The organism is Paenarthrobacter sp. NCHU4564 (genome assembly GCF_052156435.1).
In the GTDB taxonomy this organism is placed as follows: Bacteria; Actinomycetota; Actinomycetes; order Actinomycetales; family Micrococcaceae; genus Arthrobacter.
In genome coordinates, this window is record NZ_JBQLIS010000019.1 from 13146 (window position 1) to 31755 (window position 18610).

At 62.5% G+C, this 18610-nt stretch carries 24 protein-coding genes; 13 read left to right on the plus strand and 11 right to left on the minus strand.

Going from position 1 to position 18610, the window contains the following annotated elements:
* Nucleotides 1–21 precede the first annotated feature (21 nt).
* The gene (locus ACSVIE_RS16755; RefSeq protein WP_442424583.1) at nucleotides 22–957 is read left to right on the plus strand and encodes a carbohydrate kinase family protein; all 936 of its coding nucleotides are present in this window, start codon (nucleotides 22–24) and stop codon (nucleotides 955–957) included.
* A 4-nt stretch (nucleotides 958–961) separates the two neighbouring features.
* Here the strand turns inward: ACSVIE_RS16755 and ACSVIE_RS16760 are convergent, their stop codons facing one another.
* The gene (locus ACSVIE_RS16760) at nucleotides 962–2017 is read right to left on the minus strand and encodes a glutathione S-transferase family protein (RefSeq protein WP_426005088.1); all 1056 of its coding nucleotides are present in this window, start codon (nucleotides 2015–2017) and stop codon (nucleotides 962–964) included.
* 83 nt (nucleotides 2018–2100) lie between these two features.
* On the opposite strand from ACSVIE_RS16760, the gene ACSVIE_RS16765 reads away from it, so the two are divergent.
* Complete coding sequence (locus ACSVIE_RS16765; RefSeq protein WP_426007635.1) at nucleotides 2101–2910, plus strand: HAD family hydrolase; 810 nt, start codon at nucleotides 2101–2103, stop codon at nucleotides 2908–2910.
* 27 nt (nucleotides 2911–2937) lie between these two features.
* Here ACSVIE_RS16765 and ACSVIE_RS16770 read toward each other — a convergent pair whose 3' ends face one another.
* Nucleotides 2938–3795, minus strand: a complete 858-nt coding sequence (locus tag ACSVIE_RS16770; RefSeq protein WP_442424584.1) for an SDR family oxidoreductase — start codon at nucleotides 3793–3795, stop codon at nucleotides 2938–2940.
* Between the two features lie 139 nt (nucleotides 3796–3934).
* Between ACSVIE_RS16770 and ACSVIE_RS16775 the strand changes: the two genes are divergently transcribed.
* The 5 genes from ACSVIE_RS16775 to ACSVIE_RS16795 all read left to right on the plus strand — a co-directional run bounded on the left by ACSVIE_RS16775 (nucleotide 3935) and on the right by ACSVIE_RS16795 (nucleotide 5951).
* Complete coding sequence (locus ACSVIE_RS16775) at nucleotides 3935–4183, plus strand: hypothetical protein (protein ID WP_442424585.1); 249 nt, start codon at nucleotides 3935–3937, stop codon at nucleotides 4181–4183.
* Nucleotides 4184–4197: 14 nt separating this feature from the next.
* Nucleotides 4198–5001 carry a glycerophosphodiester phosphodiesterase family protein gene (locus tag ACSVIE_RS16780; RefSeq protein WP_442424586.1) on the plus strand — a complete coding sequence of 268 codons (804 nt, stop codon included), beginning with the start codon at nucleotides 4198–4200 and terminating at the stop codon, nucleotides 4999–5001.
* Between the two features lie 196 nt (nucleotides 5002–5197).
* Nucleotides 5198–5476, plus strand: coding sequence for a hypothetical protein (locus tag ACSVIE_RS16785; protein WP_426005092.1), 279 nt, complete (start codon nucleotides 5198–5200; stop codon nucleotides 5474–5476).
* Nucleotides 5477–5521: 45 nt separating this feature from the next.
* Nucleotides 5522–5734 (plus strand): hypothetical protein, encoded by a 213-nt coding sequence (locus ACSVIE_RS16790; RefSeq protein WP_442424587.1) that lies wholly within the window; start codon nucleotides 5522–5524, stop codon nucleotides 5732–5734.
* Nucleotides 5727–5951 (plus strand): hypothetical protein, encoded by a 225-nt coding sequence (locus tag ACSVIE_RS16795; protein WP_426005095.1) that lies wholly within the window; start codon nucleotides 5727–5729, stop codon nucleotides 5949–5951. Before ACSVIE_RS16790 ends, ACSVIE_RS16795 begins: the two co-directional genes overlap by 8 nt.
* Before the next feature lie 72 nt (nucleotides 5952–6023).
* Here ACSVIE_RS16795 and ACSVIE_RS16800 read toward each other — a convergent pair whose 3' ends face one another.
* Entirely contained in the window at nucleotides 6024–7859 is a 1836-nt protein-coding gene (locus ACSVIE_RS16800) for a glycoside hydrolase family 2 protein (protein ID WP_442424588.1), read from the minus strand.
* Between the two features lie 122 nt (nucleotides 7860–7981).
* Here ACSVIE_RS16800 and ACSVIE_RS16805 point away from each other — a divergent pair, with 122 nt between their 5' ends.
* Nucleotides 7982–8944 carry a D-2-hydroxyacid dehydrogenase family protein gene (locus tag ACSVIE_RS16805; protein WP_442424589.1) on the plus strand — a complete coding sequence of 321 codons (963 nt, stop codon included), beginning with the start codon at nucleotides 7982–7984 and terminating at the stop codon, nucleotides 8942–8944.
* 94 nt (nucleotides 8945–9038) lie between these two features.
* Complete coding sequence (locus tag ACSVIE_RS16810) at nucleotides 9039–10181, plus strand: glycerate kinase (protein WP_442424590.1); 1143 nt, start codon at nucleotides 9039–9041, stop codon at nucleotides 10179–10181.
* A 3-nt stretch (nucleotides 10182–10184) separates the two neighbouring features.
* Here the strand turns inward: ACSVIE_RS16810 and ACSVIE_RS16815 are convergent, their stop codons facing one another.
* Nucleotides 10185–10427, minus strand: coding sequence for a DUF2630 family protein (locus tag ACSVIE_RS16815; protein ID WP_426005099.1), 243 nt, complete (start codon nucleotides 10425–10427; stop codon nucleotides 10185–10187).
* Nucleotides 10428–10527: 100 nt separating this feature from the next.
* Between ACSVIE_RS16815 and ACSVIE_RS16820 the strand changes: the two genes are divergently transcribed.
* Complete coding sequence (locus tag ACSVIE_RS16820; protein ID WP_426005100.1) at nucleotides 10528–10971, plus strand: YdeI/OmpD-associated family protein; 444 nt, start codon at nucleotides 10528–10530, stop codon at nucleotides 10969–10971.
* 12 nt (nucleotides 10972–10983) lie between these two features.
* Here the strand turns inward: ACSVIE_RS16820 and ACSVIE_RS16825 are convergent, their stop codons facing one another.
* Nucleotides 10984–11727 (minus strand): MBL fold metallo-hydrolase, encoded by a 744-nt coding sequence (locus ACSVIE_RS16825; RefSeq protein WP_426005102.1) that lies wholly within the window; start codon nucleotides 11725–11727, stop codon nucleotides 10984–10986.
* Between the two features lie 235 nt (nucleotides 11728–11962).
* On the opposite strand from ACSVIE_RS16825, the gene ACSVIE_RS16830 reads away from it, so the two are divergent.
* Complete coding sequence (locus ACSVIE_RS16830) at nucleotides 11963–12262, plus strand: hypothetical protein (RefSeq protein WP_426005103.1); 300 nt, start codon at nucleotides 11963–11965, stop codon at nucleotides 12260–12262.
* A 122-nt stretch (nucleotides 12263–12384) separates the two neighbouring features.
* Here the strand turns inward: ACSVIE_RS16830 and ACSVIE_RS16835 are convergent, their stop codons facing one another.
* Complete coding sequence (locus tag ACSVIE_RS16835) at nucleotides 12385–12696, minus strand: hypothetical protein (protein ID WP_442424591.1); 312 nt, start codon at nucleotides 12694–12696, stop codon at nucleotides 12385–12387.
* A 212-nt stretch (nucleotides 12697–12908) separates the two neighbouring features.
* The gene (locus ACSVIE_RS16840) at nucleotides 12909–13475 is read right to left on the minus strand and encodes a type 1 glutamine amidotransferase domain-containing protein (RefSeq protein ID WP_442424592.1); all 567 of its coding nucleotides are present in this window, start codon (nucleotides 13473–13475) and stop codon (nucleotides 12909–12911) included.
* 225 nt (nucleotides 13476–13700) lie between these two features.
* Here ACSVIE_RS16840 and ACSVIE_RS16845 point away from each other — a divergent pair, with 225 nt between their 5' ends.
* Both ACSVIE_RS16845 and ACSVIE_RS16850 read left to right on the plus strand, forming a co-directional pair.
* Entirely contained in the window at nucleotides 13701–14192 is a 492-nt protein-coding gene (locus tag ACSVIE_RS16845) for a DUF2975 domain-containing protein (RefSeq protein ID WP_442424593.1), read from the plus strand.
* Nucleotides 14192–14413, plus strand: coding sequence for a helix-turn-helix domain-containing protein (locus ACSVIE_RS16850; protein ID WP_442424594.1), 222 nt, complete (start codon nucleotides 14192–14194; stop codon nucleotides 14411–14413). The genes ACSVIE_RS16845 and ACSVIE_RS16850 overlap by 1 nt, the downstream gene beginning before the upstream one ends.
* Here ACSVIE_RS16850 and ACSVIE_RS16855 read toward each other — a convergent pair.
* From ACSVIE_RS16855 to ACSVIE_RS16870, 4 genes are all read right to left on the minus strand, one after another.
* Complete coding sequence (locus tag ACSVIE_RS16855; RefSeq protein ID WP_442424595.1) at nucleotides 14410–15483, minus strand: hypothetical protein; 1074 nt, start codon at nucleotides 15481–15483, stop codon at nucleotides 14410–14412. The genes ACSVIE_RS16850 and ACSVIE_RS16855 overlap by 4 nt on opposite strands.
* A complete protein-coding gene (locus ACSVIE_RS16860) occupies nucleotides 15480–16139 on the minus strand; it encodes an ATP-binding cassette domain-containing protein (RefSeq protein ID WP_442424596.1) in 660 nt (219 codons plus the stop codon). Before ACSVIE_RS16860 ends, ACSVIE_RS16855 begins: the two co-directional genes overlap by 4 nt.
* Nucleotides 16118–17020 (minus strand): hypothetical protein, encoded by a 903-nt coding sequence (locus ACSVIE_RS16865; RefSeq protein WP_442424597.1) that lies wholly within the window; start codon nucleotides 17018–17020, stop codon nucleotides 16118–16120. The genes ACSVIE_RS16860 and ACSVIE_RS16865 overlap by 22 nt, the downstream gene beginning before the upstream one ends.
* A gap of 147 nt (nucleotides 17021–17167) precedes the next feature.
* A complete protein-coding gene (locus ACSVIE_RS16870) occupies nucleotides 17168–17794 on the minus strand; it encodes a hypothetical protein (RefSeq protein WP_442424598.1) in 627 nt (208 codons plus the stop codon).
* Nucleotides 17795–18610 lie beyond the last annotated feature (816 nt).

The following is an 18610-nucleotide window of genomic DNA, read 5'->3' on the forward strand; positions in this document are numbered from 1 at the left end:
CGCCTCTGGCAGAGTTGACCCATGCTGACTGTGATTGGTGAAGCCCTTGTCGATGTCGTTCAACGCCCCAGCGGTATCGAGGCACATGTCGGCGGCAGTCCGCTGAACGTTGCGGTCGGTTTGGCGCGGCTGGATCACCCGGTGCAGTTCATCGGCCGCTACGGACAGGACGCCTACGGAGATTCAGTGGCGGCGCACCTGCGTTCCAGCTCGGTCATGGTTCCGCTTCCGCCGGACAGCAAGCCAACCAGCGTGGCCACTGCGTTGATTGACGACGACGGCGCCGCCACCTACACGTTCGACCTCACCTGGGAGCTGCCTGACCTGGGCCAACGGTTGCCCCTCATGCTGCAGGGAGGCACCCTGCTGCACACAGGGTCGGTTGCCACGGCCTTGGAGCCGGGCGCCGCAGCGGTGCTTGCCGCCGTCGAGCATGCCCATCCGAACAGCACCATCAGCTTCGATCCCAATTGCCGCCCCAGCCTCATCGCGGACCGCGACCATGCGCGGACGCAGGCCGAAAGGTTCGTCGCGCTGGCGGACATCGTCAAGGCCTCGGACGAGGACCTGGCGTTCCTGTATCCGGACGTTGATCCCCTGGAGTCGGCCCGGCGGTGGCTGTCGCTGGGCGGGACGGAAGGCCCTGCGCTGGTGGTGGTGACGCGGGGTGCACGGGGGCCGTGGGGCATCACAGCGGCGGGGGAGACGCAGGTCCCTGCGCCGTCGGTGGACGTGGTGGATACCGTGGGTGCCGGGGATTCGTTCATGGCAGGACTACTGTCCGCCCTGGTGGACCGGGGCCTGGTGGGCGCGCAAAACCGTGACGAACTGCGCGCCATGCCGGCCGAGACCCTGGCCGCGATCATGGAACACGCCGCAAAGGCAGCAGCGGTCACCGTGTCCCGCGCCGGGGCAAACCCGCCCACCCGCGCGGAACTTAACCACGGTCCGTCCTAGAGGGCTACCCGGCTCCGTGGCCGGCCGCGACTTCCTCGCCTGCTTTCACCGGACCCGGCGGAGTGCCCTCGCCGAACGGCCTTCCGCCCAGGGATTCCCGTCCGTGCGGGGTCAGCCAGCCTGAGAGGTCCGGGCCGGCCGGGACGATCCGGGTGGGATTGATGTCCTCATGCACGATGTAGTAGTGCTGCTTGATCTGCACGAAGTCGATCGTGTCGCCGAAACCGGGGGTCTGGAACAAGTCCCGGGCATAGGCCCACAGGGCGGGCATCTCCGCAAGCTTGTTGCGATTGCACTTGAAATGCCCGTGATAGACCGCGTCGAAGCGGGCAAGCGTGGTGAAGAGCCGCACGTCGGCCTCTGTGATGGTGTCACCCACCAGGTAGCGCTGGTTGGACAGGCGCTCTTCCAGCCAATCCATGGCGGTCCACAGCCGATGGTACGCGGCGTCGTAGGCCTCCTGGGAGCCGGCAAAACCACAGCGGTACACCCCGTTGTTGACCTCCGTGAAGACGCGCTTGTTCACCTCATCGATTTCCTGGCGCAGGTGTTCCGGATACAGGTCCGGCGCCCCGGGCCTGTGGAATTCGGTCCACTCAGTGGAGAAGTCCAGCGTGATCTGCGGGAAGTTGTTGGTGACCACGGCCCCGCTGGGAACATCCACGATTGCCGGAACCGTGATGCCGCGCGGGTAGTCAGGGAAGCGCTTGAAGAAGGCTTCCTGCAACCGTTCGATGCCCAGGACCGGATCCCTGCCGTCCGGGTCGAGGTCGAAAGTCCAGGAGCGTGCGTCGTGGGTGGGTCCGGGCTGGCCGAGGCTGATGACGTCCTCAAGGCCCAACAGCCTGCGGACGATCACGGTGCGGTTGGCCCACGGGCAGGCCCGGGCGGCGATAAGCCTGTAACGCCCGGGTTCCACGGGCCACCCCGGTTCGCCGTTCGGTCCGGGCTGTCCGGAGCGGGTGATGCGGTCTTCGATGTAGTTGGTGTCGCGGTTGAACTCGCCGCCGGTTACGTATGCGCCCCTTGTGCTGTGCTCTTCCCTGGTCTTCTCACTCATGAACCCACACTATGTGGTGTTTCCCGGAACCTGCTATCACTTGCAGAGGCCTTGCCCGCCCAACGCCCACGTAAACTGACATGATGCGGCTCGTAGCAAGTGACATTGACGGCACCATCCTTGGCCATGACGGAAAAATCAGCGCCAGGACCATCAAGGCGTTCCAGGACTGCCGCGACGCCGGAGTGGAGCTTGTGTTCGTCACCGGCCGCCCGCCCCGCTGGTTGTACCCGCTGCAGGAGCAGCTGGGCCACAGCGGGATCGTCATCTGTTCAAACGGTGCCGTGGTGTGGGACCTGGCCACGGAGAAGCCGCTGTCGTCTACCGAGCTGGACCTGGACTCGCTGTTCGAGGCGCGCCGCATCATCAAGAAGATCCGTCCAGACGCCCTCTTTGCGGCCGAAACGTTGACCGGATTCCACCTCGAGCCCGGCTTCATCGAAAACGAAACCAGCGAGCTCCTCGCAGAGTTCACCCCCGCACCGCTGGACCGGACGCTGACTGCGGAAGACGCCGTCGTGAAGTTCCTGGCCATCACGCGAAAAGGCACCCCGGACGAGTTCCTGGCTGAGGTCCAACCTGCCGTGGCCCATTTGGTGGCCACCACGCACTCAGCGCCGCGGACCGCCATGCTGGAGATGTCCGTGCCGGGGATCAACAAAGCCGTTACCTTGGCCACCTACGCCGAATCGCTGGGCATCAGCGCCGCGGACGTGGTGGCTTTCGGCGACATGCCCAATGACATTGAGATGCTGCGCTGGGCCGGCCACGGCTACGCGATGGCCAGCGGCCACCCGGAGGCGATTCTTGCCGCGGGCCGGCAGGCGCCGCATTTCGACGACGACGGCGTGGCTCAGATCCTTGAAGCGAAGCTGACGGAACAGAAGGTCTAAGCCAGGTCCGCAAGCCCGGACCCGCCATCACGGGTGCCGCGCGCCTTCCCCGGCCAGGATGGCCCGGTAGCCCTCCTTGTAGCTGGGGTAGGTGAAGGTGAAGCCGGTGGACCGGAGCCGCCGGTTGGAACAGCGCTTGTCGCCTGCACCGCCGTCGGACGTCCGCCCCACCTGCGGTTCCGGAAGCCGCAGCTCCCCGGCGAGGAACCTCAGGACATCGCCCAACTCAGCCGATTCGTCATCCACGCCAACATATACGGGTTCGGGGTCCTGGGCCATGGTGGCCAGATGGACGATCGCGGCGGCTGCGTCGTCCCGATGGATGCGGTTGGTGTGCTTGGGCTGGTCGGGGATGACGGCCTTGCCCGAACGGACCTGGTCAATCAGCCTGGTCCGCCCCGGGCCGTAAATGCCGCCCAACCGCAGAGCCACCGCGGTGAAGCCGGCCTCACGTGCCCGCGCGAACAACAGGTCCTCCGCTTCGAGCAGGATCTTTCCGCTGAACCGCGTGGGCTCGGTGGGCGTTGATTCGTCCACCACGGCACCGCCCGCGTCCGCATACACGGCGGTGGAGGAGACAAAAATAATCCGCCGGGGTCCGTTGTCCTGCCGCGCCACGGCGTCCAGCACGTTCTGCAGGCCGTCCACGTACGCTGCGCGGTACGCCTCCTCCGTCGACGCATCCGCGGCAAGCGAGACCACCACGGTGTCCACGTCGCCAGGCAGCTCCGGAGCCCCCTTCGACAGGTCCGCCGCAATCCCGAGGATGGCGGCAGGGAGCTTGCCAGGAGAGCGCCGCAGCCCGATCACGTCATGACCGGCCGCCGCAAAACGCAGGCCGGCTTCGGTTCCAAGGTCGCCGCAGCCGGCAATCAACACAGTCATGCCCTTAGTTTGCCAGTCCCGTAACTGTCACCTGGCTCCCGGCTTCCATACAACCGGCGTTCAACTGGCAAACGTAGGCTTCCAGCCACGGACCCGTTCGCATCGTGTTCTGTGACTCATTCGATCAGCAGGAGGAACCATGGCAAAGCGTCGGATCAACGACTTCACCAACGCGCCGCTGCGGCGCATCGGGCCGGACCACCATTGGCGATCCCTCCGGCGGGGGGACCGGGTCAGCGTCGCGCTGACGCCGGGTTTCGCTGCGCATGGTGTTGTGGACGACGTCACCGGTGACGCCACTGCCGTTTGGGTGGAGCTCGACGGCGGTCGCGGCCGGACGCTGGTGCACGTCAGCGATGGCGTGGCGATCGTGCCGCAGGATTCCTGAGCGACCCTCCGGGAGTGCGGCTCCGATACGCTACCGGTGTGGTGCTCCCATACTTCCTCCGCAAAGACGGCACAGTTGGCCCGCTGGCCTTCGCCCACCGCGGGTTCTCGCTGGATGGCCTGGAGAATTCGATGGCTGCGTTTCGGGCTGCCGTTGAGCTGGGGACGGTGCACCTTGAAACTGACGTCCACACCACCGCTGATGGGGTGTTGCTCGTTTTCCATGATGAATCCTTGGACCGGGTCACCGATTCTGCCGGGCGGATCTCGGAGCTGACGGCCGAGGACGTTGCCAAGGCCAGGATCAAGGGGCTGGAACCCGTGCCGACCTTCGATGAGCTGGTGGCTGCAGTTCCGCAAGGGCGCTTGAACCTGGACGTGAAGGACTGGAACTCGGTGGTGCCCGTGGCCGAGGCCATCGGGAAGCACGGTATCCATGACAGGGTGCTGGTCACGAGCTTCTCGGACCGCAGGCGCCGGGCTGTGCTGCGGCGGCTGTGCCGGCGCGTTGCCACGTCCGCCGGAAGCACGCTGACCGCCGTGTTCGTTTTCCTTGGCCCGGTCCTTCCCGCAGCGCTGGCCCGGAAGCTGCTTGCCGGCGTCGACGTTTTCCAAGTGCCTGCCCGCTACGGCAGGTTCCCCGTGGTGACCTCCGGGTTTGTCCGCCGCGCCCACAAAGCGGGCCTCCAGGTGCATGTGTGGACCATCAACGAGCCCGCAGAGATGGAACGGCTTCTGGACCTGGGCGTGGACGGTATCGTCTCGGACCGGCTGGATCTGCTCAAGGAAGTGCTGGTTCGTCGAGGCGAGTGGGTCTGATCCCCCGCGAGAGGGCATTTAATGACAGTCCCAGCCTCAAACATTGTCATTAAATGCCAACTCGGCGGAGCTTAAATAGTCAGTACCCTTTCTATTTCCACCCGATCCGGGCTAGGGTCGAAAGTGTCCGGATAATTCTTCGCCGGCAGCAGTGTCCGCACCTGTGTCCGGCGATCGGGAAGGGAAGGAACACGCCTTGGCTTCGGAATCACACACCACCACGGACCACGACGAGATCCGCAAGTGGGTTGAAAGCAACGACGGCAAGCCGGCAAGCGTCAAGAAAACCGGCGACAAAAATGATCCAGGCATCCTGCGCATCGACTTCCCCGGCGGTGCGGGTGAAGACAGCCTGGAGCACATCAGCTGGGACGAATGGTTCGAGAAGTTCGATGAGAGCAAACTCGCCTTCCTCTACCAGGCAAAGAAGGCGAGCGGCGAGGACAGCACCTTCTTCAAGCTCGTCAATCGCTGATCGCGAATCGATATCAGGAACATCGAAGTGAAAAGGAGGAGCGTCGTGACTGAACGAGGAACTACCAAGCACGGCTCGGAACTGGACGACCAGATGAAGCATGAGGCGGAGGGAATCGTGCGGGGAACCAAGCCCGCCCACGTCGAGGAAGGCCGTGAGACCGAACCCTTCCCGGACGAGACAGACCCCCAGGAAGTCCAGAACGCGCTGAACCCTGGAGCCGGCAAGGGCGAAGCCGGGGGTGGGCTGGATGACTGACAACTTATCCAAGTACTCCGGCCTCTATCGGGAGCCCGGACCGTGGTGCGTTGCCTACGTCGACGCGAGCACTGGCACGGTGGATGGTCTCGAGAACGCCGACGTGCTGACCGATGCCCGGGTTCAGCTGGTTCCCTCAGGCGCGCTTCCTGATGGCGTCAACGTGGCAGCCTTGCTGCGCTGGCCAACAGGACCGGAAGTACCTGCGGGAACTTAGCGTGCGCTAAGGCATAATGCCCGACGGCGGCGCGTACCGCCGTCGGGCATCTGCGCGTAAGCGGCTGGCAGCTTAGCCGCGTTCGATCGCAGCCTGGCGCTCCTGGATGGCCCTGATCCTGGCAAGGTCCAGCTTGGAGGTCCGGTCGAAGTTGTAGATGCCGTTCTTCTCCTGGAAGACGTCCGTCAGCTGCGTGTAGCAGTAGCCAAACATGTCCGGGTTATCCAGCAGGACCGCGCAGAGGCCTTCGAACCGTTCGTAGAACTCTTCCTCACTGGCCACCCGCTGGCCGTAGCCCCAGGAGCTTTCGACGTCGGTGCCCGCGGCTTCCGCGGCCTGCCTCGCCTCCGCCTCGTTCCACCAGATCCCGCCGAACTCCGAGACGAAGAAGGGCTGGCCGTTGTAGGGGACGGAGTAGTCCACGGCGTCGTGTCCGCGGTTGAGGAAGGGTTTGCCTTCGGCGAGGCCTTCCTGCTGCAGCTTGAACTTGACCGGGTCCTGCTCGTAGGAGTGGGAGTCGTAGATGTCGGTTTCCCGGACCCTGTGCGAGTAGCCGGAGGAGTCGATCACGGGGCGCGTGGGGTCGGCGAGCTTGGTGGCCAGGAACATGGCCTGGGTGACATCGTCCAGGACGGTGATCCGATCGTGGAGGTGCTGGTGGGTCTCGTTGAGCGGGCACCAGCCGATGATGCTGGGGTGGTTGTAGTCGCGCTGGAGGACCTCCAGCCATTGCGCCACGAAGCTGGCGGTGGGCTTCTGGTTGTGGCCGACAGTGCCGCCGCCGGAAACACCCCAGTCCCCGAACTCACCCCACACGAGGTAGCCGAGCCGGTCTGCGTGGTAGAGGAAGCGCTCTTCGAAGACCTTCTGGTGCAGCCGGGCACCGTTGAAGCCGGCCTGCATGGACAACTCGATGTCCTTGACCAGGGCGGCGTCGTCCGGGGAGGTCATCAGCGACTCCGGCCAGTACCCCTGGTCCAGGACCAGCCGCTGGAAGACCGCCTTCCCATTTATGCGCACCACCTTGCCATCCAAGGCTACGGAGCGGACAGCGGCGTAGCTGCTGACCTGGTCCACCACACGGCCGTCCGGGTCGCTGATGCGGACCTCGAGGTCGTAAAGGAACGGATCCTCCGGTGACCAGGGACGCAGGGAATCCTCAGGGATGCCGAGCCGCAGGGAAGGGGAAAGGTCAAGGTCTGCCCGCGCCTGGGCCACTGCCACCTCTGTGCCGTTGCTGCTGAGGGTGGCGGTCACTGTGTAACCAGCGCGGTTCTGCGACAGCGGAATCTCGATGGTCAGGCTGGAATCTGCCAGGTTGGGCGTCATCCGAAGTCGCTTGATGTGGACCTCCGGCACTGCCTCGAGCCAGACCGTCTGCCAGATTCCTGTGGTGCGGGTGTACTGGCAGTGCGTGTTGTTGTACCAGGTGGCTTGCTTGCCGCGCGCCTGCATTTCGTGCCGGGAGTCGCGGGCACGCACCACGATGACGGCTTCGGCGCCGGGTTCCACGGCATCGCTGAGGTCGGCGGTGAACGGTGTGAAGCCGCCGCGGTGCCGGGCAACCTCAACACCGTTGACCCAGACTGTGGCGTCGTGGTCCACCGCGCCGAAATGCAGGAGTGGTTTCAGTCCCGACCACTCCTGGGGAACAGTGACTGTCCGCCGGTACCAGACTGCTTCCATGAAGTCGACGTGCTCCACGCCTGACAGCACGGATTCGGGGGCGAAGGGAACAAGGATTTCTCCTGTGAGCCCACGCGTCCGGAGTCCCCGTTCCAAGCCGGAGTCCCCGGCGTCGATCTCAAAACCCCAGGTGCCGTTGAGGTTGAGCCAGTTCTCCCGGAAAAGTTGCGGCCGCGGATGTTCGCGCTTGGGAAGGGACTGGTTCGTCTTGGGCTCGGTCAAGATAACTCCTTCGGAACGGGATTGGTTCATCTTTACAACGTTAGAATCTTTCCGTTGATGACGCGAGGGTTTGCTGCCGTGAGATGGTGTGTGTACCAATCGTCGCCGCGAGGAGAGCGTCCATGACCCAGTACCGTTTGGCCATCCTTGATGATTACCAGCAGGTCTCCGGCGATTACGCGCCGTGGGAGGAACTGCTCGACGACGGCGTGAAGGTCACGGTCTTCAGCGCGCCTTTTGTCTCCGAAGAGCAGGCGGTGGCAGCGCTGGAGCCGTTCGATATCGTCGTCGCCATGCGTGAACGTACGCGCTTTCCCCGCCACGTCCTGGAAGCATTGCCCAACCTGCAGCTCCTGGTCACCACCGGAATGGCGAACGCCTCGATTGACCTTGCGGCCGCCACCGAGCGCGGCATCGTGGTGGCCGGAACTGCGGGTTCCCCTGCTGCGGCCCCCGAGCTGACCTGGGCGCTCCTGCTGGCGTTCGCGAGGAACCTGACGGTGGAAGAGAACTCGCTGCGGGCAGGCGGGTGGCAGACCGGCGTCGGATTTGAACTGGCGGGCAAGACGCTCGGGGTGGTGGGCCTCGGCAAGATCGGCAAGCGTATTGCCGGGTACGCCAGGGCTTTCGGGATGGACGTCCTGGCGTGGAGCCAGAACCTGACGGATCAAGCTGCTGCTGCTTCGGGTGCCCGGAAGGTCAGCAAGGAGGAGCTGTTCAGGGAGTCGGACATTGTCACCCTGCATCTGCGCTTGTCTGAGCGGACGGAAGGGATCGTTGGTGCCGCGGAACTGCAACTGCTGGGGCCGGAGGGCTTGCTGGTTAACACGGCGCGCGGCCCCTTGGTGGACGAGGCGGCGTTGATCCGGGCGTTGGAAGAGGGATGGATCCGCGGAGCGGCCCTGGACGTTTTCGATGAGGAGCCGCTCCCGGCCGGTCACGCCCTGGTGCACGCGCCACGGACCGTGCTGTCGCCGCACGTGGGCTATGTAACCCACGAAAGTTACCGGCAGTTCTATGGCGGAGCGTTCGAGGACGTGAAGGCCTGGTTGTCCGGTGCTCCGGTACGGGTCTTGAACGGCTGAGCACCTCCCTGGCGGGTCGCCCACGACATCCCACAACGCGGACATTACGCAGGCGGCAAACGCTTTCCAAGGAATTGCTGGCAAGATGTAGACCATGCGTATTCTCATTGCCCCTGACAAGTTCAAGGGATCACTGACCGCCGCCGAAGCCGCGTCAGCCATGGCCGAGGGCGCCCTCCGTGTTTATCCGGACGCCGTAACCACCCAGTTTCCCGTCGCCGACGGCGGCGAAGGAACCCTCGATGCGGCAATCGCCGCGGGCTACGAGGAACACAACAACGCCGTTGTGGGTCCGATCGTCAAGCCCGTCGGTGCCTCATGGGCCATCCGCAAGGACGCGTTTGGTGGAGGAACTGCCGTCATTGAGACAGCCCAGGCATCCGGCCTCGCCTTCATGGAGCCGACGCCGGAGAACAGCCTGCGGGCACACAGCTACGGCTGCGGCCAGCTGATTGCCGCCGCTCTGGACGCCGGCGCCACCGAGATCGTGCTCGGGCTGGGCGGTTCGGCGATGACCGACGGCGGGAGCGGTGCCTTGCGTGCACTGGGGCTCAGGCCCCTGGATGCTGCCGGGAATGTGATTCCCCTCGGCGGAGGTGCCCTGGCCGACGTCGTTTCCGTGGATGCCTCGGGGCTGGATCCGCGACTGTCCAGCGTGAAGTTCCGGATCGCCGTCGATGTCCAAAATCCGCTGTACGGGCCGGAAGGCGCGGCGCATGTCTTCGGTCCCCAGAAGGGGGCAGATGGTGACGCGGTTGAGAAGCTCGACGCCGGTCTCCGCAACTGGGCCTCGCTCCTTCGGGAAGCCACGGGCCGTGACGTCAACGTCCCGGGAGCCGGAGCGGCAGGCGGGTTCCCGGCGTCGTTCCTTGCTTACACGGATTCGGCACTGGAAGGCGGCTTTGCCTTGGTGGCAGGGCTGACCGGACTGGCCAAGCACCTGGGTGAGGCCGATCTCGTGATCACGGGCGAGGGCTCCATGGATGAGCAGTCGCTCACCGGCAAGGCGCCCATCGCGCTCGCCGATGCCGCCAGCGTTCACGGCATCCCCGTGGTGGCTGTCGCCGGCCGCATCACGGTCACCCCGGAGGATTTGGCCAAGCACGGCATCGTGGCCGCAGCCCAGTTGCTGGACGTTGCCCAGCGCAAGGACGGCGTCCCTGATGTGGCCGACGCCGTGGCCAACGCCGGAAAGTACGTTGCCTGGGCCACCAGCCAGGTGCTTGAAGGGGCGTAGCCTTTACTGGCGGTAGCCCTCCACCTCGCTGACGGGGCGGGCTTCGGCCTCGTCGGGATTGGCGCCGGCGTCCCTCTTGGCGCGGCGCTGGCGCAGCAGGTCCCAGCACTGGTCCAGCTGGGCCTCCAGTTGGGCGAGCCGTGCCGTGTTGTCGTCGCCGGCCTCAGTGCTGGTGTCGGCGTCACGGAGCCGGTGCTCCTCTTCGACAAGCGACTGGATGCGTTCGAGGATGTCCTGGTTGTCCATGGCTTTCTCCTTGGGTTGTGGGCGTTGTACTGACCGTAGTCCTGCGTCACGGGTGCGTCCATGGTGCCGCTGGTGCCGGTCCGCCCTGCATACTTGGCTCATGAAATTCACCACGACAATTCAGGGCGAGGGCAACAAGGCCGGTATTGAGGTTCCCGAAGATGTGGTCACAGGGCTGGGTGCGGGCAAGCGGCCCCCGGTGGTGGTGACCATGAACGGCAAGAGTTATCGCAGCAGTATCGCTGTCATGGGCGGCAAGTACATGGTGGGAGTCAGTGCGGCCAACCGGGAGCTGACCGGCGTTTCTGCCGGGGACACACTGGAAGTTGACCTCGAAGTCGATACCCGGCCACGCGTCGTCGAGGTTCCCGGCGACCTTGCCGCAGCCCTCGACGCCGAACCGGACGCGAAGGCGTTCTATGCAACCCTCAACTACAGCGCGCAGCGGCGCTATGTCGAGCCGATTGGCGATGCCAAGTCGGAGGAGACGCGGGCCCGGCGGATCGCCAAGGTCGTGTCGGACCTGAAGGCGGGGAAGAAGTAGCACCTGCTGGGCCTAGGCCGGACCGTTTGCGCGGGCGATGGAAACCGCGGATTCGATGCCGGCCTCCCAAGGTTCGCCGTGTCCGGGCAGGACAAGCTGTGCCTTGGTAGCGGCGAGCTGCTTCAGCGAGGCGAGGTTCAAGACGCTGTCCGCTGTGGCCGCCCCGGCCACGATCCGCGGGCCTTTCCGCTGCGTGTAGGGATCCAGGGTGACCAGGGCGTCCCCACTGAACAGGATGCCGCGTTCGCGGAGGAACAGGGCGCAGTGGCCGCTGGTATGCCCGGGTGAGAACACGATCTCCGGGCTGCCCGGAACCGGGAGTGCGCCGGTGCCGGGAAAATGCCTGACGTCCTCCAGGCCCTGGACCTTGAAGGCACCTGCTTTTGCCATGCTGGTCAACACCGGAAGGCCCTTGGGGTGGGTCAGGGCGAAAACGAGACGGGACCTTTCGTGCCGGTACCGGTAGGGATGCCTGGCGATGTACGAGTCTTCCCTGTGGACCCACACAGGAATTCTCAGTTCCTGGTGGAGGCGGTGGGCCAGGCCCAGATGGTCGAAGTGCGCGTGGGTCAGCACGAGCGCCCTGATGTCCCCGAGTTCAAATCCCTCCCCTTGGAGTGCGCGCTCCAGCGGAGTCCACATCGCCGGCAGGCCGGAGTCCACCAGGGTCAGTCCTTCGCGGCCTTCCACCAAATAGAAGTTGACGTAGGCATCCGAGAATCGATGCACACCGTCGGCGACTTGGGTCATGGTCATGGGTGCCCCCTGGGGTACTTCCGTTGGGTGACTGCCGGTCCACTTACCATAAGCATGCTTAGTATTTCGGGGCAAGGTCTGCTGATTGTGAGGGCTGCTGTCGACGGCATTTTTGGACGGCAGTGCAGGCTAGGTGAGGGGTCTTATATTCAGCCGCAAGTTGCGTTATCTTGGTCCAACCTGCGTCGGGCCGGCTGGGGAGCGCGCGCCATGTCTAACGAAGCGAGGTAAAGCAATGCGAATCAAAATTCTCTCCGCTGCACTCTGTGTTGGTGCGTTGACGGCGTTCTCGGCCACACCGGCCTTCGCCGCCGGGCAGTCGGAACGTGGTCCGGAAAACTCGAACTCCATCTGTTCCTACTCAGGCCTGAACGACGATCCTGACGCTGCGTACCCCGAGGGTGGACGCGTGCAATCGTATGGACAGGCGGTCAAGCAGGGGTTCAAGGATGAACTTGCTGCCATGGGCGAATCCCCGAAGCTCCTGTGTAATGCGCACAAACTCCCGTGGCAGGACATCACCGGCAGCCACTAGCAGCAGAACAGCGCCTCCCGTCCTGGTTCAGGGCGGGAGGCGCTGCTGGTCTTCCTCGGTATCGCGTAACGAGCCGGTCGTGGCGGGTTGCTCGCAGGGCCTGTGCTGGAGCCGACCAGACCCTAGGCGGCTGCCGTCGCCAGGTGCGCTGCCCGCGTCGGCAATGCAGTGACATTGGCGGCCTCAGCCGCAAGGCGGACGGGCACTTCGTAAAGCTCCGAGTAAATCTGCAGCTCGTCCATGGCGTCGGCGTCCACTGTGGCCTCTGAAAGGTCCATCTCCACGTCGAGTCCGCTGCCGAGGCTTTTGGTGCGCTGGACTACGGGGTAGAGCCCCTGAAGGCTCGAGGTTGTGACACGACCGGTTGCTGCAATCTGGATCTGTTCGCCGTCAACGTCGACGCGAACCACTACGGAGAGCTTGTCGCTGGTCAATTTGTTGCCTTTCATCGGTGCGCTGCCACGCTGCAGCCTCCCCAGCGTAAGCATCGAATGTGATCTGCGCAACATTACGACGAGGTGCTGGTGTTGTCTTTTGCTGTGGGTGCGGGTGGTTCGGTGCGTGAGGGAGGCGAGTGCCGCCGTCGTACGTCTTGTGGACTTACGACGGCGGCACTCACCGTGTGTGGGTCGCGCGCTGGTAAGCGCTACGCTGTTTGGCCGGCGTGCTGGCCCTCGGAGATTTCCTCAACGAGCTTGCTGTTGAAAGCCGGGAGGTCGTCCGGGTTCCGGCTGGTGACCAGGCCCTGGTCGACCACCACTTCCTGGTCGCTCCAATTGGCTCCGGCATTCCGGAGGTCGGTCTGGAGCGTGTGGTAGGACGTGACGTTGCGGCCCTTGATGACACCTGCCTCGATCAGGATCCACGGTCCGTGGCAGATCGAGGCTACCGGCTTGTGTTGCTCGAAGAACGAGCGCGTGAAGTTCCGGGCGTCCTTGTCGACGCGGAGGTGGTCGGCGTTGACGACGCCACCGGGGAGAACCAGGGCGTCGAAGTCCGAGGCGTCGGCGTCTGCCACGGCCAGGTCGACGTCGAAGGTGTCACCCTTCTCCACGCCGTTGAAGCCTTGGAGCTTGCCCTTTTCGGGGGCGATGAGGGTTGGCTCTCCTCCTGCATCCTTGACGGCCTGCCATGGGCTGGTGAGCTCCACCTGCTCCACGCCATCCGTCAACAGGAAGGCGACCTTCTTGCCTGCAATGCTGTGCTCTGACATTGTTCCTCCTCTTTATGCGGTGGGCGCTGCTATGGCTTGATGCCCTGGGCTCGTGGCCCCGGCTCTGGCGCAACCGCTTCTGCGAGAGTTGTTTGTCTTGACCTGTTCAACCCTATTGATCATCAAACTACTAAGCAAGCTGACTATATATTTTGTTGCATATTGCTTCTCTTTCTATCGATTAACGATAGGATCTAATTGTTGTTCGATGGAGGAGTGGTGCTCGTGGGTAGGTTTGCGATTCTCGCGCTGAGGCTTGTTATCGCGATGGTGCTGGCTGGTTCCCTGTTTGTGCAGGTGTGGATGGTGCCGCTGATTTCCGCGGACCTCTCGAATGCGGGCGCGCCGGACGGACTGCGGATCGCGTTCCTGGTGATCGTCGTTCTGGGGATTGCGTGTGTCCAGGTTGTTGCGTTCTGCGTGTGGCGGTTGTTGACCATGGTCCGCCGCGGAACAGTGTTTTCCCACGGCGCCTTCCGGTTCGTGGACGTCATCTTCTGGGCTGTGGCCATTGCCGCTGTGCTGGTCTTCTCAATCGCCGTGTTGCTGGCGCCGGGTGATGTGGCGCCAGGGATCGTGATGCTCATCTGCGGAGCGGCGCTGATGACGGGGGGAGTGGCGCTGCTTGTGCTGGTGCTCCGGACGCTGTTGGCCCAGGCCGTGGCGCGGGATGTCGAGGCGGCCGGGCTTCGGGCCGAGCTCGACGAGGTGATCTGATGCCGATCATCGTGGATATTGACGTCATGCTCGCTAAGCGGAAGATGCCCGTGGGAGTGCTCGCCGACCGCGTGGGGATCACGCCCGCCAATCTGGCGGTCCTTAAGAACGGCCGTGCCAAAGCTGTCCGGTTCACCACCCTGGAAGCCCTGTGCGAGGTACTCGAATGCCAGCCGGGGGACCTGCTGCGGTGGGAAGCGGAGGTCCCGGAGGTTGCCTAATTACGTTCCTTGAAGTACGTGAAGAGGCGGGCCTCGCGGCTATAAGCAGACACAAGAAGGCTCCCCGTAATCGCTCCGAGGATACCGGCTGCTCCGATAGTTAGAACTTGACCATATAGGGCATTGGCGATCAGTGGAGCGACTATTTGTGTAGTCAGGAGGATGCCCGCCACGGCAGAGAGGCCCCCGACACCTGCCCAGGCTGCTGATTCAGTCAGCGCTATAAGTGTGAGATCGAAGCTGGCCACTCCGGCGTGTAAGGAAAAGGCATATTCAAGCCGCCGGCGGGTACATCCCACAAGTCCAATGACAAGGCCGAGTACGGCTGAGAAGAGCGGTGCGAATCGCGACAGGCGATTTTGGTACTCATCTGCTCCGGAAAAAACCAATCCAAGGGTAGTGTTCAGCGTAACCACTGTCGCCGCTGAGTCATTCGCTCCGGGGTTTTGGGACGCCCGGAGGAGTGTATCGAACGCTGCGGTCGAGGGCCATACGTCGGCCCAGCATTCTTCGAAGCGACGGTGCTCCAATGTAGGGATGAGCACAGCGTTAGCCAAGCGGCTGTCTCTACCATCGGTTTCGGTGAAGGGAAACACTGCCGCGACACGCATAGGGCCTTGGTCCGTTTCCAAAGTATCTCCCGGACGAATCTTCCACCGTTCAGCCAACGGTTTTGAAATCAGTACCCCTTGGTCCAGAGTGGTCTCTAAACCAAGCACTGTTGGGAATCCAGGCGTCGTTTCGAATGCAGGAGTTACAACTCCGGGAATGCTGGCCATGACGATTCCAGGTGAAGGGGTTATTGCCCCTGCAGATTGGATTCCATTGGTTTGGGCGAGAGCGTCGCAACGTTGTGGGTCCACGTTGGACTCTGTCTTCAATATGCGTACGGATGCTCCCGCATCGTGATAGTCCATCGCACGATCAGTTAGTGCCGCGACACTCCATACTTCGGCCCAGGATGACAGCGTAATCGCCAGAATGAGGGCCAGGGATAGCCAGCCGGCTTTAGCCGCACCGCTTTGCACGTTGCGCCAAGCTTCGCGGAGAATTTCGTTCCGCCGCATCATGTACTGTCAGACTGGGCAGCGGGGGCCGCAAGGTCCAAAGTATTTGTACAGGCCCTGAGAGTTTCTTGGTCGTGGCTGGCAACGATCACAACTGCCCCGCTTCGCGCGAGTTCACCGAGGACTGAGTTGACGGTTGCAGCTGTTGCTCGGTCGAGTTGTGCCGTGGGTTCATCGACCAGAATTAGATCAGGATTCCCAGCGACCGCTCGTGCGAGCATTAGGCGTTGCGCCTCTCCACCGGATAGGTGTGTAGCGCGTTTGTTCGCACTGGCCTGCAGCCCGAAGTCCTTCAGCCGCTGAAGCGCCAGTTCCTCACTGCGGACCCGTGAAAGGCCGACGGCCAGGTAGGGAAGGGTCACGTGGTCAAGTGCTGTTCGCTGCGGGACTCCAATGGGGTTTTGAAACACCCAACGGACAGCGGAGATTCCTGACCGCTCTATGAATCCTTCTTTAGGACTTTCCCAACCGGCAATGATGGATAGCAGTGTCGATTTCCCGGAACCGGAAGGTCCAGTGATCCCAGTGACAGAATTGGCCCTAAAGTCCGCATCTAGATGGCGGAAGAGGTAACGATCTGGCGAGAAACCGTGCCCAAGGCCATGAAGTGTCAGCCGCGGTAGGTCAAGTTCTGCGCTCAAGGTGATGTTTCGCTGCATTCGCGCCCTCCAATGGACGACCCCAGAAGGATCTCCCTCGGTACGTCCTGTTGAAATGTGGCAAGCACAGAGCCGGCGCTCGAACCGACGATGACGATATGATGTGTTGTCCCGTCCGTTGCCTTGACGCACGCCCTATCGTTCTGAGCGCCGAAAACCGCTGAAACGGGGAGCTTGGCCACCTTCAAGGGCGAACTCAGTGCCGTCTTGATACTGAGGGGTTTAGGGCTGGTGCTTGCTTGGGACTCTGCGAAATCATGGCTACGGGAAACTTCAGCCAAAAGAGCAGGATCCTTAACCAGCCCGTCCTCTGTGACAGGGGCCGTTACGCTGCCGAAGGAGGCAATCCTGGCGCCGACTGCCGGTGGTTGCCCCGAAGGAAAGACAAGACGAAGGCTGTTCACGGCACCCCCAACGGTGAGGAAGGGGGATTCTGGGAGGTACTGATGCCCCAGCGAGGCATTGCACGACTTAACCCGAACACTCTCAGTAGGCAGCCAGAGGGTCTCGTCTTTGTGAAGAACGCCATCGCGGATCGCCATTGCGAGGTCGGTTTGAATCTTGAGGACGGCGGCCCTCAGATTAGCTTCGTAGGCACCAGCAGCAGAAACGTCGTAGCCCTGTCGTCTAAGCTCGACTCGCAGTGCGTCGACATCTGCCCCAGCTGTCCCTGGACCTATATCCCTGTAAAAAGGCACGGCAGAATGAAGAGCCAGCACAGGACGACCACTGAGCGAGGCAACAACTATGCCGGATCTAATTTCGCCACCGGCCAAGCAGTTTGATGATGTGACCGTGCCACCGATGCCCAGAACGGCCTCAACTGACTGTCCTGCATCGAGTTCGGCGGCAACGGTCCGCTCATCCCGGTATTCGCTCATGACGACAGAAGCGGACGTTACGTCATCAGCAGGACTTAATGCGCTAGGAGGGGCCAAGGCCGCCGTACCAAGCACGGATACGACGGCCATGGCTGCACCTGAGACGCCAACTACAACGTACGACAAACCAGGGTGTCTTTGACACGCCTACGTGTTCCCCTTCCCAATAACTATATTTGCGCCTACGAAGCAGGCCTGAGCTTCGTCAGTGTAGGGGTCGAATGGAAGACGGTCCTGCAAATTGGTGTCTTCGTTCCTTGGCTCATTCAGTGCCTTCACAAAGTCCTCCTGCGAGAATTCCGTGTCCAGCAGTCCCTTTGTGTTGAGACACTTGTATGCAACTTCATCGGCATTAGCCAAAAGTTCAGGATTTCCTTGCTGAATACCAAAGAGTTCACCAATTTCATTTATTGTCCCCTCTTGACACTTGACCATGACGGACATGGCAGTCTGAACTGATTCACCGTCAGCAAGGGGCGTGTTATCAATGCGGTAAAGACCGTTACTCAACTTCGTTAGCTTGACAGGTTTTCCCGCAGTCGCCATACATTGCGCAAATCGCCCATAGGCTTCGTCGTAATCCGCCTGATTGATACGGCCGGAGGCTTTAGCCCGTTCCAACACGTCCCTGTCGAACTCCTGAAGAGTGGGATCTTTCAGGGCGTTGTCAACGAGCTCACTGAAGTTGCTCGCTATGTGCCGCTTCTCGGAGGCTTCTTGCTCGCCCGCGCAAGCTGGCAGCAAGAGGACCGAGCAAGCTACTGCCACGGTCACGACATGTAATTTGACCCTATTCATTTCTATCGCGCAGACTTCGCGTTCTAGGCGATGCGAATCTGATACGCCTCGTGGGTCCAGCTGTACCCATCTACATGCGCTCGCGAGTAAGACCAAGAGGGTGCACCGTAATACCAATAATTGCCCAGATGAGCAACAGATTGAAGGCGTGCGCTGCCATTATAGATGCTCACTTCGGCATGCGCCGCCCACCAGTTGGACCAATTATTTGTCATGCCATCAACTCCCGCCACCGATTGTCCGGCAGCCGACAAGGCAATTGCGCTGGTCAGGACTATAGCTGCCGAGGTCGAAGTTAGCTTTTTTGACAAGGTCTGAACCAAAGTATTCCCCAATACACTAGTCAGAGCTGGGTGCTCCGGTTATGTAGTGCCTATCACCGCGCGGGTATCCGTTCAAGTGAGAGTCGACTACGGGAAGTAGGCGGGAGTAAGAATGCCATGTTCACGTATCGGGCGGGGCGCTCATTCCCTGGAATCGTGCGCATCAGCCGAAATAGTGATTTGGATCACATTACACTGCTTTTGCGAGTATTGCGGCTACCTAATCAGTTAGACACAGGCATTGTCCACTGGCCCTCCCGACACCGGTGCCATTCCAGGAATGAGGAGGCCGCAGTCGACATCGCCATGCTTAGCTGCGCGCCAGGACTCCATGCAACTCATCACTTACAGGAAGTAGTCGAGTTGAATGCACGGCTGTTAGCGCAGGGGGCCGTCCTCAGTCGCGGGCCCCTAGTGGTCGCGAGGTCTAGAGCCCGAGGTCGGGAGCTTTGTTGCTCCACAGTGGGCC

Excerpts from the sequence above, each read along its gene's own strand:
- ACSVIE_RS16825 (WP_426005102.1), bottom strand. The coding sequence starts at position 11,727 with ATGACCATGACCCAAGTCGCCGACGGTGTGCATCGATTCTCGGATGCC.
- ACSVIE_RS16755 (WP_442424583.1), top strand. The coding sequence starts at position 22 with ATGCTGACTGTGATTGGTGAAGCCCTTGTCGATGTCGTTCAACGCCCC.
- ACSVIE_RS16770 (WP_442424584.1), bottom strand. The coding sequence starts at position 3,795 with ATGACTGTGTTGATTGCCGGCTGCGGCGACCTTGGAACCGAAGCCGGC.
- ACSVIE_RS16820 (WP_426005100.1), top strand. The coding sequence starts at position 10,528 with ATGAAATTCACCACGACAATTCAGGGCGAGGGCAACAAGGCCGGTATT.
- ACSVIE_RS16810 (WP_442424590.1), top strand. The coding sequence starts at position 9,039 with ATGCGTATTCTCATTGCCCCTGACAAGTTCAAGGGATCACTGACCGCC.
- ACSVIE_RS16815 (WP_426005099.1), bottom strand. The coding sequence starts at position 10,427 with ATGGACAACCAGGACATCCTCGAACGCATCCAGTCGCTTGTCGAAGAG.
- ACSVIE_RS16805 (WP_442424589.1), top strand. The coding sequence starts at position 7,982 with ATGACCCAGTACCGTTTGGCCATCCTTGATGATTACCAGCAGGTCTCC.
- ACSVIE_RS16855 (WP_442424595.1), bottom strand. The coding sequence starts at position 15,483 with ATGATGCGGCGGAACGAAATTCTCCGCGAAGCTTGGCGCAACGTGCAA.
- ACSVIE_RS16860 (WP_442424596.1), bottom strand. The coding sequence starts at position 16,139 with ATGCAGCGAAACATCACCTTGAGCGCAGAACTTGACCTACCGCGGCTG.
- ACSVIE_RS16850 (WP_442424594.1), top strand. The coding sequence starts at position 14,192 with ATGCCGATCATCGTGGATATTGACGTCATGCTCGCTAAGCGGAAGATG.
- ACSVIE_RS16795 (WP_426005095.1), top strand. The coding sequence starts at position 5,727 with ATGACTGACAACTTATCCAAGTACTCCGGCCTCTATCGGGAGCCCGGA.
- ACSVIE_RS16760 (WP_426005088.1), bottom strand. The coding sequence starts at position 2,017 with ATGAGTGAGAAGACCAGGGAAGAGCACAGCACAAGGGGCGCATACGTA.
- ACSVIE_RS16765 (WP_426007635.1), top strand. The coding sequence starts at position 2,101 with ATGCGGCTCGTAGCAAGTGACATTGACGGCACCATCCTTGGCCATGAC.
- ACSVIE_RS16775 (WP_442424585.1), top strand. The coding sequence starts at position 3,935 with ATGGCAAAGCGTCGGATCAACGACTTCACCAACGCGCCGCTGCGGCGC.
- ACSVIE_RS16830 (WP_426005103.1), top strand. The coding sequence starts at position 11,963 with ATGCGAATCAAAATTCTCTCCGCTGCACTCTGTGTTGGTGCGTTGACG.
- ACSVIE_RS16865 (WP_442424597.1), bottom strand. The coding sequence starts at position 17,020 with ATGAGCGAATACCGGGATGAGCGGACCGTTGCCGCCGAACTCGATGCA.
- ACSVIE_RS16840 (WP_442424592.1), bottom strand. The coding sequence starts at position 13,475 with ATGTCAGAGCACAGCATTGCAGGCAAGAAGGTCGCCTTCCTGTTGACG.